Source organism: Limosilactobacillus reuteri subsp. porcinus (genome assembly GCF_036621895.1).
GTDB classification, from domain to species: Bacteria; Bacillota; Bacilli; order Lactobacillales; family Lactobacillaceae; genus Limosilactobacillus; species Limosilactobacillus reuteri_J.
The window spans coordinates 40,266-53,646 of the sequence record NZ_LN887312.1 but is presented as its reverse complement, the minus strand read 5'-3'; the positions used below and the strand labels follow the sequence as shown (position 1 = coordinate 53,646).

Annotated in this window: 9 protein-coding genes; 8 read left to right on the top strand and 1 reads right to left on the bottom strand. The window is 38.5% G+C overall.

Going from position 1 to position 13,381, the window contains the following annotated elements; all coding sequences use genetic code 11:
• The 7 genes from glyS (at position 1) to pepT (ending at position 9,509) form a co-directional block, all read left to right on the top strand.
• Positions 1-2,076 (top strand): glycine--tRNA ligase subunit beta, encoded by a 2,076-nt coding sequence (gene glyS / locus AACL61_RS00610; protein WP_102816261.1) that lies wholly within the window; start codon positions 1-3, stop codon positions 2,074-2,076.
• A gap of 134 nt (positions 2,077-2,210) precedes the next feature.
• Positions 2,211-4,076 (top strand): DNA primase, encoded by a 1,866-nt coding sequence (gene dnaG, locus AACL61_RS00605; RefSeq protein WP_339110830.1) that lies wholly within the window; start codon positions 2,211-2,213, stop codon positions 4,074-4,076.
• 1 nt (position 4,077) lies between these two features.
• A complete protein-coding gene (gene rpoD / locus AACL61_RS00600) occupies positions 4,078-5,220 on the top strand; it encodes an RNA polymerase sigma factor RpoD (protein WP_003668124.1) in 1,143 nt (380 codons plus the stop codon).
• 213 nt (positions 5,221-5,433) lie between these two features.
• Complete coding sequence (locus AACL61_RS00595; RefSeq protein WP_102816106.1) at positions 5,434-6,618, top strand: aminotransferase class I/II-fold pyridoxal phosphate-dependent enzyme; 1,185 nt, start codon at positions 5,434-5,436, stop codon at positions 6,616-6,618.
• 97 nt (positions 6,619-6,715) lie between these two features.
• Entirely contained in the window at positions 6,716-7,423 is a 708-nt protein-coding gene (locus AACL61_RS00590; RefSeq protein ID WP_331232030.1) for a tRNA (adenine(22)-N(1))-methyltransferase, read from the top strand.
• Positions 7,410-8,234 carry a Nif3-like dinuclear metal center hexameric protein gene (locus AACL61_RS00585; protein WP_339110829.1) on the top strand — a complete coding sequence of 275 codons (825 nt, stop codon included), beginning with the start codon at positions 7,410-7,412 and terminating at the stop codon, positions 8,232-8,234. The genes AACL61_RS00590 and AACL61_RS00585 overlap by 14 nt, the downstream gene beginning before the upstream one ends.
• Before the next feature lie 24 nt (positions 8,235-8,258).
• A complete protein-coding gene (gene pepT, locus AACL61_RS00580; RefSeq protein WP_102816109.1) occupies positions 8,259-9,509 on the top strand; it encodes a peptidase T in 1,251 nt (416 codons plus the stop codon).
• 41 nt (positions 9,510-9,550) lie between these two features.
• Here pepT and AACL61_RS00575 read toward each other — a convergent pair whose 3' ends face one another.
• The gene (locus AACL61_RS00575) at positions 9,551-9,793 is read right to left on the bottom strand and encodes a YjzD family protein (protein WP_019253448.1); all 243 of its coding nucleotides are present in this window, start codon (positions 9,791-9,793) and stop codon (positions 9,551-9,553) included.
• An 82-nt stretch (positions 9,794-9,875) separates the two neighbouring features.
• Here AACL61_RS00575 and dnaE point away from each other — a divergent pair, with 82 nt between their 5' ends.
• Positions 9,876-13,223, top strand: a complete 3,348-nt coding sequence (gene dnaE, locus AACL61_RS00570) for a DNA polymerase III subunit alpha (RefSeq protein WP_339110828.1) — start codon at positions 9,876-9,878, stop codon at positions 13,221-13,223.
• Positions 13,224-13,381: the final 158 nt, after the last annotated feature.

Sequence of the window (13,381 nt, the reverse complement as noted above, 5' to 3'; positions counted from 1 at the left end):
ATGGCAAATACATACTTATTAGAAGTCGGTGTTGAAGAAATGCCTGCTCACGTTGTAACACCAAGTATTAAACAGTTACACGAACGAGTAGCAAAGTACCTTAAAGAACAACGGATTACTTTTGATGATATTCAAGAATTCGCTACTCCACGACGGATGGCATTACTAATCCATGGCTTAAGTGATAAGCAACCTGATATTGATGAATCAGTTAAGGGTCCTGCAAAAAAGATTGCGCAAGATGCTGATGGTAATTGGACCAAAGCTGCAATTGGTTTTACCCGGGGACAAGGTGCCTCTGTTGAAGATATTGAATTCAAAGAAGTAAAAGGCGTTGAATATGTTTTTGTTGAAAAGCATATTGCTGGGAAAACTGTTGCTGAAGTTCTTCAAGGATTGCCAGCAGTTATTACTTCGATGACATTCCCAACCTTGATGAAGTGGGGCTACAATAACTTACAATTTATTCGTCCGATCCGGTGGCTAGTTTCATTATTAAATGGTGAAGTCGTTCCATTTAATATTTTGGACGTTGAAGCTGGTCGAGAAACACAAGGTCACCGGTTCTTAGGTCATCCAGTTGAAATTGCCAAGGCTGATGATTATGAAGAAACCTTAAATAATGATTTCGTTATTGCTGATCAAACAAAGCGAAAGAACTTAATTAAGGACCAAATTACTAAAATTATCAGTGAAAACAACTGGCAAGTTGATTGGGATGAGGACTTACTAGAAGAAGTTAATAACCTAGTTGAATGGCCAACTGCCTTTGCTGGATCTTTTGATGAGAAGTACTTAGCATTACCTGACCCGGTCCTAATTACTTCCATGAAGGATAACCAACGATTCTTCTGTGTACGGGATAAAGATGGTAACCTCTTATCGCACTTTATTTCTGTTCGCAACGGTAACACAGACTACCTTGATAATGTTATTAAAGGAAATGAACGGGTTCTTGTTCCTCGGCTTGAAGATGCTCAATTCTTCTATCAAGAAGATCAGAAGTTGACAATTGATGAATATGTGGAACGACTTAAGAAAGTTAGCTTCCATGATAAGATTAGTTCAATGTATGACAAAATGCAGCGGGTCGCAGTGATTGCGAATGTTCTCGGTAAGCAACTAAATCTTTCAGATGAAGAACTAGCAGACCTTGATCGAGCAGCACATATTTATAAATTTGACCTTACTACGCAAATGGTGGGTGAATTCGCTGAGTTGCAAGGAATTATGGGTGAAATTTATGCTAAGCTATTCGGTGAAAAAGATGATGTTGCCACAGCTATTCGTGAACACTACATGCCAATCTCTGCAGAAGGGGAATTGCCACAAACTAAGATTGGAGCGATCTTAGCAATTGCCGATAAACTTGACAGTATCATGAGTTTCTTTGCAGTTGATATGATTCCAAGCGGTTCAAATGACCCTTATGCTTTACGTCGGCAGGCATTTGGAATTGTCCGGATCATCGCCGATCGTGGTTGGAACCTTCCATTATTAAGTATTCAATTAGAAATTGCCCCTGCCTTTGAAAACGCTGAAATCAATGTTTCCTTTGATTTGAATAAAAATAGTGATGAAGTCCGTTCGTTCTTCTTGGACCGGATTAAGCAATTATTCCATGGTCAAAAGGTTCGTCACGATATCATTGATGCAGCTACCGATACTCGTCAAAATGATATTGCTAATATCCTTGAAGCTATTCAAACTATCGACGATCATAAGGATGATGATAACTTTAAAGAAGATATTGAAGCTCTTACCCGGGTATTACGGATTGCAAAGAAGGATAAACGTCCAGTTAGTGAGCTTGTAGTAGATCCTAATTTATTTGAGAACCCATCTGAGGCTAAGATGCATACTGCTGTTTCAGAATTGATTAAGGAAAATCAACAGACAGTAAGTGAAAACTTTGCAGCCTTACGGACTTTAACACCAATAATTAGTGAATATTTTGATGAAAATATGATTATGGATAAGAATGAAGATATTCGTAATAATCGTTTGGCCCAATTAAGTATTTTGGCTAATCAAGCATCATTAATTGGTAACTTGGATAACTTGATTGTAAAATAAGACGTTTTAATTGTATTGCTGCTAACTTGTGGTATTATAGATACTAGTTAAATGTAAAAATAGGTGGAGGTCGCATTCCGTTAGGTTGCGACCTTTCATTTCGTTGCTGTTCGCTTACTAAGTGAGGTGGATCAATGGCAAAGATACCGCGTAATGTAATTGATGAAATACGAAATTCAGTTGATATTGGTGATGTAATTGGGCGCTATGTCCAACTGCATCAGGCTGGAAAAAATCTAATTGGGTTATGTCCCTTTCATGATGAAAAGACCCCCTCTTTTTCAGTGAATGAGGAAAAACAATTTTTCTATTGTTTTGGATGTCACCGGAGCGGAAATGTATTTCAATTTTTGATTGAGTTAAAGCATATCGATTTTGTCGATGCAGTTAAGGAGATCGCTAACGATAGTAATATCAAGATTCCTGAACAATATGTTAGCGTTCCGGCTAAACCATTAAATAACGAGAATCGACAGCTGTTTGATCTTCATGATAAAGCGGCTAAACTTTATCACCATATATTGGTAAATACACCGGCTGGGCAAGTTGCACTTAATTATTTAAAAAAACGGGGAATGAGTGAAGAACTGATTGAGCAATTTGGCTTAGGCTATGCTCCTGATCAGCGAATCTTAAAGCCGTTCTTCCAGCAGCAAAAAGTTGATTATCAATTGCTAAGAAAAAGTGGACTTTTTAGTGAAGATCAACAAGGAGAGTTGCGAGACCGGTTTATTGAACGGATAATGTATCCAATAAAAAATGGTCAAGGGCAGGTAATTGCTTTTTCTGGGCGATTAATTGATGCTAGTAAAACAAATTTACCTAAATATTTAAATAGTCCTGAGACACCGATTTTCAATAAGCGACGGATATTATTTAATTTTGACGTTGCACGAAAAGCAGCCCGTAAAGATGGTCGATTATACTTATTTGAAGGATTTATGGATGTGATCTCTGCCTTTGCTGCAGGAATTGAAAATGGAATTGCTTCAATGGGAACCAGTTTTACTGAAGAGCAAGTAGCGATTATTGGTCGTGCTACAAAGCAATTAGATATTTGTTATGATGGAGATCAACCGGGACAAAATGCAATTGATCGTGCAATTAGCCTCGTTAACGATCATCGACCTAATCAGTTGCAGGTGAAGGTTGTCCAATTACCAGCTGGGATTGATCCAGATGAATATGTTCAAAAGTATGGTCCACAGCAATTTAACGCCTATCTTACTAATAAGGAAGAAACAACAACAGAATTTTACCTGCGCTTTTTAAGAAATGGGAAGAATTTAGATAATCAGAATGAACTGATGCAATATCTTAACCAAGCACTGAAGGTAATTGCTCAGGTTCAGGCTCCCTTAGAAGAAGATATGTACTTGCAACGGTTAGCAAGTGAGTTCAATTTAGATCGGCAAACCTTAAAGACGCAGTTAGATCAAGTGCGACAGCAACTAGGAATTCATAATCAGCCATGGATTAAGCAACAGCCTTCACTAGTGCGTCATCAACAGTTTCAACAAACTAGTGAAGAAGAACATCGAAAAGTTAAACTTAGTAGGACTGAATTAGCGGAACAGATCTTACTAAGGTATATGCTATATGATCGTGAAGTATGGATGCATGTAACATCAGACCACGATTTTCATTTTGCGCATGAAAAATATCAAACCTTGTATTTATTAGCAGCAAGTTATTTTTCTGAAAACGGCTCGTATTCAACTGCTGACTTTCTTGATTATTTAGATGAAAGTAGTTTACAAGGTACTCTTGGGCAAATTGAAAATTTAAATGTTGACCAAGAAGTGGATATGCGGGCAATTGATGATTGTATCCATATGATCGCAGAACAAACACCGTTAGCTGCGCAAATTGCAGATAAGCAAGCCCAGTTAAAAGAAGCTAATTCATTGCATAATACAGAATTAGCTACGCAATTAACGATTGAACTGGTAAAATTATTAAAGCAGCAGCAACGCTTAAAAACGGAGGAGACTAATTAATATGGCAAAAAGCAAGAAAAAAGACATTGTTATTTCTAACAGCGCCGATTTTGACCAACAAGAATATGACACCGCAGTTGGTAAGTTAATTCGTAATTACAAGAAGCAAAAGCAGATTGAGTACGATGAATTAACTACTAAAATTGCTAAACCATTTGAATTGAACGCTGACGGAATTGACAATTTACTTCAAAATATTGAAGATGCCGGAATTAGTGTTGTCGATGAAAATGGGGATCCAGATCCTCGTGCTTTAAAAGCTACTGAAAAATTCTCACAATCTGCTATGAAGGATACATCGGCTCCAACTGGAGTTAAAATTAATGATCCTGTGCGGATGTATTTGAAGGAAATTGGTCGTGTAAATCTTTTGACGGCTGATGAAGAAGTTCAGCTTGCTTTACGGATTGAAAAAGGTGATGAAGTAGCTAAACAAGAATTAGCTGAGGCTAACTTACGGTTAGTTGTTTCAATTGCAAAGCGTTATGTTGGCCGTGGGATGCAGTTTCTTGACTTAATCCAGGAAGGTAACATGGGACTTATGAAGGCCGTTGAAAAATTCGATTATCGGCGGGGATTTAAGTTCTCTACTTATGCTACCTGGTGGATTCGTCAGGCTATTACACGGGCAATTGCTGATCAAGCCCGGACAATTCGGATTCCGGTTCATATGGTTGAAACTATTAACAAATTGATCCGGATTCAACGGCAATTACTTCAAGATTTAGGTCGTGAACCGTTACCAGAAGAAATTGGTGCAGAAATGGATATGCCAACTGAGAAAGTGCGGAATATTCTTAAAATTGCCCAAGAACCAGTTTCACTTGAAACGCCTATTGGTGAAGAGGACGATTCTCATTTAGGAGACTTTATTGAAGATCAAGATGCAACAAGTCCAGCTGACCATGCTGCTTATGAAATGATGAAGAAGCAACTTGAAAATGTTTTGGATACGTTAACCGATCGTGAAGAGAACGTTCTTCGGCTTCGTTTTGGCTTAGATGATGGTCGAACACGGACCCTTGAAGAAGTCGGAAAAGTCTTCGGGGTAACGCGGGAACGGATTCGTCAGATTGAAGCTAAGGCGCTCCGAAAATTACGCCACCCATCACGTTCTAAGCAATTAAAAGATTTCTTAGAATAAAAATATTCTTTATTTAATATATACGTAAAAAAGATGGATTTACACTAAAAAGTAGTTTGAGTTAATTAATTATCTTAAGCTACTTTTTAATTTTATTTAAAATAAATGAGAGAAATCTTATTTTTATATTGAAAACATTCAATTGTTCGGGTAAAATTTTTATAAAGCGTTTTTTAAATCTATTATAAATAAAAATTAAGGAGAGATCGAACGATGCCAGAACTATCTGCTGATTTATATGGAACTGTTAGTCATAAGTTAGATGCTTTACAGCCATCAGGTATCCGTGAATTCAACAAAGAAGTTTCAAAGATTCCGGGAATTATTAAATTAACATTAGGAGAACCAGACATGGCAACTCCTGAACATGTTAAGCAAGCAGCCATTAGAAGTATTGAGGAAGATGATTCTCACTATGCTCCACAAATGGGAAAGTCGGAATTACTTGAAGCAATCAGTGATTATATTCAGAATACTCGTGATGTGCACTATGACCCACAAACAGAAATAATTGCGACTGTAGGAGCAACCGAAGCCCTCGATGCAACTTTATTTGCAATTCTTAATACTGGAGACAAAGTTGTGGTTCCTACCCCGATTTTCTCTCTATATTTCCCATTAATTGAAATGACAGGAGCAACAGTTGTTCAGGTTGATACTTCAGCAGATAATTTTGTTTTGACTCCAGAAAAGCTTGAAGAAGTTCTTGAAGAAGAGGGGAAAGGCGTCAAAGCTGTTATCCTTAACTACCCAAGTAACCCAACTGGTCGTGAATATCCTCAGGAAGTTCTAGCAGGATTAGCTGAAGTAATTAAGAAGCATCATTTATATGCGATTGCTGATGAAATCTATAGCGAACTAGTCTATGGGGTAGAGCACTATTCAATTGCTACCATGATTCCAGAGCGGACGATTTTCATCTCTGGACTCTCAAAATCTCACGCAATGACTGGTTACCGTTTAGGATATGTTGCTGCTCCAGCTAAGATCATGGCTAATATTTCAAAGATGCATGCTTTCTTAGTCACAACAGTAACTAATAACGTTCAAGTTGCAGCAGCTGAAGCACTGACAAATGGTTTAAATGATCCATTAGAATTTCGAAAGATTTACCAGCATCGCCGTGATTTACTCGTTGCCGGTCTTAAGAAATTAGGCTTTGAAATGTTAACTCCTGAAGGGGCCTTTTACCTGTTTGCTAAGATTCCAGCTCAATTTGGAACTGACGATGTTGCCTTTGCAAAGCAGCTTGCTAAAGAAGCAAAAGTTGGAGTAACACCAGGTAGTGCATTTGGTAAGGGTGGCGATGGTTATGTTCGTCTGTCATATGCCTCCTCTGATGAAAACCTAACAGAAGCCATTAAACGGATTGGTGAATTTTTAGACCATCTTGCGTAAATTATAAGGAAGTAGGAATAGGACTCCTAAGTGGGTGCTATCTTGCTTCCTCTTTTTGTTATAATTAATTTATTAAATAGATAAAGGAATGATTTTTGTGGATGAAAAGCACTTATCAGCACGTTTAGCATGTGTTGCTTCCCTTGTTCCAGCAGGTGCGCGGGTGGCTGATATTGGTTCTGACCATGCGTATTTACCAGCAGCATTAGTGTTAGATGGTAAAATTGATTTTGCAATTGCTGGCGAAGTAGTAAAGGGTCCTTATGAAAATGCTGTTCATGAAATAAAAGACCACCAATTAGAAGGCAAGGTTATCCCACGGTTGGCAGACGGCTTAGCAGCGATTGAACCGGCAGATAAAGTCGATACAATTACGATTGCCGGAATGGGTGGGAGTTTGATTGCTTCGATTTTAGAGAAAGACAAGAATAAGTTAACAGGAATTAAACGACTTGTCCTGCAACCGAATGTAGGGGAAAGTCAGTTGCGTGAATGGTTAATGAATAATCATTACCAAATAATGAACGAAAAAATAATTGAAGAGGACAATCATATTTATGAGATTATCGTTGCTGAGCCATCAGTTGTCCCATTTAGATACAGTAAGTATGAGCTTGATTTTGGACCATTTTTATTGGAAAACAAAGGGCCTGTTTTTAGGAAAAAATGGCAAGAATATCTTCAACGTGAAGCCCATGTTATTGATCAGATGCAAAAGGCTCAACAGCCACCATTAAAAAAGATTAATGAGATAAACCAGTTTTTATCACAAGTAAAGGAAGCGATCGCCGATGACAACCGGTAACCAATTAATTGCGCGTTTTGAAAAATTTGCTAATCCGCAACTAGCAGAAAAATGGGATCATGTCGGCCTGCAAGTTGGCAATCCAGATCTCCCAATTACTCGACTAATGACCACCCTTGATGTTCGCCCGGAAGTGGTTGCTGAAGCAATTGAGCAAAATGTTGACTTTATTTTTGCTCATCATCCCATTATGTTTCACCCAGCAAAAGATCTAGATACGCGGGATCCGCAAAATGCAATGTACGCTAAACTTTTGGCGAATAATATTACTGTTTATGCAGCTCATACTAATTTGGATACTGCTAATGGCGGAATGAATGACTGGTTAGCAGATCAACTTCACCTAACTAATACTGTACCTTTAGTGCCAGCAGGAAATGATCCAATAAGCGGTAAACCAGTTGGAATGGGGCGTGTTGGTGAGCTGAATGAACCATTAACACCGCAAAAATTTGCAAATTATTGTATGGATATTTTTGCCATCCGCGGATTACGGTTAATTGTCAACCCACTTGACCAAAAGAGAGAGATTAAACGTGTTGCAGTACTTGGTGGTGCTGGTCAAGATTTTTATCAACAAGCTCTTGAAGCTGGAGCTGATGCTTATGTCACTGGAGATGTAAGTTACCACTTTGCGCACGATATGATTGCTAATCACCTTGTTGTTATTGATCCTGGACATCATATTGAAGTGGTAGCTACCCACCAGTTTGCTAACTTAATCACCCAGTGGAAGAATGAAAATAATTGGCAGTTTGAGGTGCTAGAGAGTAGAGTTAATACAGAGCCGTTTACTTTTATTACTAAATAGGTTTTAGATAAGGAGATGCTAATCATGAGTGAGGAAAAGTATGAGGGGTTATTACCACGTTTTTTGAAGTATGTTAAAACTGAAACAAGGTCAAATCCAGATTCAAAAACAATTCCTTCTGATCCTAAAGAAACTGCATTTTTAAATGAATTAAAAGCTGAATTGATATCTTTAGGGTTGAGTGATGTTCATATTAATCCACAAAGTTCATATTTGGTAGCCACAATTCCAAGTAATATTGATAAGGATGTGCCAACGGTTGGCTTCATTGCCCATATCGACACTGCAGATTTTAATGCTCATAATGTTAATCCACAGATTGTCAAAGATTACGATGGCAAGTCAGATATTAAGCTTGATAAAGATGGCCAATATGTCTTAACTACTACTGAATTTCCATCATTGAAAAAATATCAGGACAATACTTTAATTACTACTGATGGGTCTACTTTGCTTGGGGCTGATGACAAGTCAGGAGTAGCGGAGATTGTTACAATGGCTGCTTACCTGATGGCTCATCCTGAAATCAAGCACGGAACAATTAAGATTGGTTTAGGACCTGATGAGGAAATCGGCACCGGGGCTGATCATTTTGATGTTAAGGATTTTGGGGCTGATTTTGCCTATACGGTTGATGGTGGTCCACTTGGCGAATTGGAATATGAAACATTTAATGCAGCTCAGGCAGAAATTGAGATTCAAGGAAAAGATGTTCACACTGGGGTTGCTAAGGGAACAATGATCAATGCTATTCAGGTTGCAATTGACTTGCAGAATAGCTTGCCAGCACATGATCGAGCTGAACGAACAGATGGACGGCAAGGATTCTATCACTTATACAAGTTTGATGGAACTGTTGATCATGCTTCAATGACATATTTAATTCGTGATCATGATAAGCAAACATTTATTGAACGGAAGCATTTACTCGAACGGGTTGTTGCTGGCCTAAATGATGAACTTGGTGCAGGCCTAGTAACGATGAATCTTTATGACCAATACTACAACTTAAAAGATGCGCTTAAAGATCACATGGAAGTTGTTGAAATTGCGAAGAAAGCTATGGAAAATCTAGACATTAAACCTGATATCTATCCAGTTCGTGGCGGGACGGATGGTTCAACAATTTCTTATAAGGGCTTACCAACTCCTAATCTTTTTGCTGGTGGAGAAAATATGCATTCGCGTTTTGAATATGTATCACTGCAAACAATGGAACGCGCATTGGACACCCTGCTTGAGATTGTGCGGTTGACTGCGGAAGAAGATAAATAAATTAAAAAGGATCGAGCCATTTTGGACTCAATCCTTTTTAATTAATCTTCATTTTTGCTAGGATTTGCATCTGCGGTAATTTTATCCACACAATTGATAACGACTAATCCCATAATTACAGAACACCAGCCGACAAGGGTGTAGTCTGGTGTCATCGATTCTAGTTGACTTGTGATGTAAGCTAGGACCTCACCCAGAATAAGTGCCCAAATACCAGCCACGATATTCTTTGATAAAAAGTTCATGTTGGTCATCCCCTTTGAAGTCATACCATATTCTAGCATATTTATTAATGCTTTTGAAAGGGCTGGGTTAATTTCTCTATTTAGTTTGATTTGATATAATTTTATTGAGAGGTGAAATGAAGTGGATTTTACGCCCTTAGATGTTAAGAGTAGTTATAGTTTGCTAAAAAGTCCAACCCGGATTTCTGACCTAGTTACAACGGCTAAGGAACGAGGGTATAAGGCATTAGCGTTAACAGACGAAAATGTTTTATATGGGGCTGTCGAATTTTATAATGCAGCTAAAAAAGCAGGAATTAAACCCATCCTCGGCTTGCGGCTGGTAGTTGCATTAAATGAGACGGATGGTACCAAGCTAGATTTAGTATTTCTAGCTAAGAATCAACGAGGGTATCAGCATCTGATGGACCTATCGACGCTTCAGCAAACACGAAAAGATAAAAAAGTACCTTTAACGGTTGCGCAAATTAGTCCTTTATTGGATGATTTATTTATAATTATTCCTCCTCAAAGTACGGTTTTTAGTGTGCTTGCTCAGCCAACATCAATTTTAACTGAGCTTGCTAATCTGGGGGATGATGATAGCGTTCTGTTAGGAGTAAATTCGCGGTTAGATGACGTTCAAATAGATACCTTGCAACAATTATCAAAACAATTATCTTTGCCATTAGTAGGGACGTCTCCAGTTGATTATTTAAATGCTAATGACCTTTTTGCTAGTCGGGTTTTACAAGCAATTGATGCCGGCGTTGAGTTAAAAGATCCGACGATAGAAGCGGGGCGAAGAGGACAACATTATCTCCATTTGAAAGAACAGGTTGTCCAAGATTACAAGGCAAAGGGGCTTAGTGCAGCCGCACAAAAGACAGTTGAAGTAGCAGCCCTGTGCAACGTTGAACTTCAATTTAGGGCCCCGGTCCTTCCTCATTTTAAAAATCAAGCAGGGGTATCATCGCAACAATATTTACGTTCCCTATGTATTCAAGGATTGAAAAAAAGGCGAGTTGCACCAGGAAAAACTATTCAACAGTACCAAGAACGTTTAGCGATGGAATTAAAAGTAATTCATGAAATGGGCTTTGATGATTATTTCTTAATTGTATGGGATGTAATGAATTTTGCTCACCAGCAAAAGATTACGACCGACCCTGGACGGGGATCAGCTGCGGGATCATTAGTTGCCTATGCTTTAGCTATTACAGAGGTTGATCCTTTGCAATATGACTTATTATTTGAACGCTTTCTGAATCCAGAACGAGCTCAAATGCCCGATATTGACTTAGATATTCCTGATAATCGGCGTGATGAAGTCTTGCAGTATGTGCATCAAAAATATGGTCACCAACGCGTAGCCCAAATTATTACTTTTGGGACCTTGGCTGCTAAACAGGTCGTTCGTGATGTGAGTCGGGTCTTTAACTTACCCCGTTACGATATACAAAGGTTAATCGATGCATTACCGCATGGCCTTTACGTGACACTCAAAGATGCATTAAATGAGTCGCAACAATTAAAAAACCTTCTTGACGATAATCCTAAATTTCGTTTGCTGATTCAAGTTGCACAGCAATTAGAGGGATTGCCGCGTCATTATTCAATTCACGCGGCAGGCATTGTCCTTTCTGAGCAGCCATTACATGAAGTTGTGCCATTACAAGATGGTAGTGATGGCTTATTAATGACGCAGCTTGCCAAAGACACAGTAGAAGCGCTGGGGCTATTAAAAATGGATTTCTTGGGATTGAAGAACCTTTCAATCATGGATAACACCCTTCAAATGATTCGGCAAGAAGACCCTAATTTTGATTTGCAAAAAATTAACTTTAATGATCCGTTAACTCTTCAACTGTTCCAGCGAGGAAAAACTGAAGGGATTTTTCAATTTGAATCAAATGGGATCAGAAATGTATTGGTCAATCTTCACCCAACGAATTTTGAAGATATTGTGGCAGTGAATGCACTTTATCGTCCGGGCCCAATGGAAAATATTCCTCATTTTACCGCCCGCAAAGCCGGAAAAGAGAAAATTACTTATCCTGCTCCTTCACTTGAAAAAATTCTGGGACCAACTTACGGTATTTTGGTCTATCAAGAGCAGGTAATGCAGTTGGCTTCTGTAATGGCAGGTTTTACCTTAGGAGAAGCGGATCTTTTACGCCGGGCAATGAGTAAGAAGAAAAAGGCCACAATGGAGGATATGCGGACAAAGTTTATTGCCGGCGCAACAGAACACGGCTATTCAGCACAAGTCGCTCACCAGGTATTTGAATATATTGATCGCTTTGCTAATTATGGGTTCAATCGTTCGCATGCAGTTGCTTATTCTATGATGGCGTTTGAGATGGCATATTTGAAAGTTCATTACCCTGCAGCTTTTTTTACAGCCCTAATGAATGCAGAAACTAATATTGAGAAATTGAAGCGTCATGTGGGGGATACAAAGCAATTTGGCGTCAAGATTAGTGGCCCGCGAATCAATATAAGTGAGAGTAGTTTTCTATTACATGATGGGACAGTTTACTTTGGCTTTTCTGCTATTAAAGGAGTACGTCGTGATTTTGTCGCCGCAATTCTTGAAGAACGGCAGGAAAATGGCAAATTTACAGATCTTCGTAATTTTATTACCCGCATTCCAGAACGTTGGCAAAAGCAGGAATTAATCGAACCATTAATCTATAGTGGGGCCTTTGATAATATGGGGTACAATCGAGCCGAGATGATTGATGCCCTTCCTAAATTAATTTCCGGGATTGAGTTGTTTGCCGGTTTTGCTAATTTTGACGATCCTACGCTCCAAACGGCAATCGACCAACGAAACGAATTCCCTCTGTTGACCCGTTTAACGAAGGAGAATGAATACTTAGGAGTATATCTTTCTGGCCACCCGGTTACTCAATATTATCAATTAGGACAGCAGCTCCATGCAACTAAAATTGATGATTTATATCCGAATTCAGAAGCGACAATAATTGTCCTTACAAATCACGTTAAGACTATTTATACTAAACGTGAACATCGGGAAATGGCCTTTGTTAATGGAACAGATGAGACCGGAGCAGTTGAGATTACTGTCTTTCCTAAACAATATCAGCAGTTCAAAGAGCAACTAGAAACAAATAAGATCTTAATTGTCAGAGGTCGAGTAGAATATCGGGAGGGACGAGGCCTACAATTAGTTGCTAATCAATTGCAGGATGTTAAAAAAGTTCAACAGGAGCGCCCTAGTCAACGATGGGTTTTACGAATCTTACCGTCATTAGACACTGAGATGGTGCATCGAGAGTTAAATAATATTTTTAATGAATACCATGGTTCAATTCCTGTCTTGTTGTTTTATCCAGTAAACGATAAGAAGATCCTACTTGATCAAAAACGATGGTTAGAAAATTCTCAGAAAGCAAAAAAGGCGCTTGTCGCCGTTCTTGGCCAAGAAAACGTTGTCTTGCAACAGCTTAATAGTAATCACTGAAAGCTATAAAATTAAATAACAGTTAGAAAAAACAACTAATTTTAGAATGATAGCGCTTTTTTAAAACCTTTTGCATAAAAAATAAAGACACGCTATTTGAAAAGTGCTATCATAACAGTGTGCAAATGAGGCATACAATTACAGATTGTGATTGATGC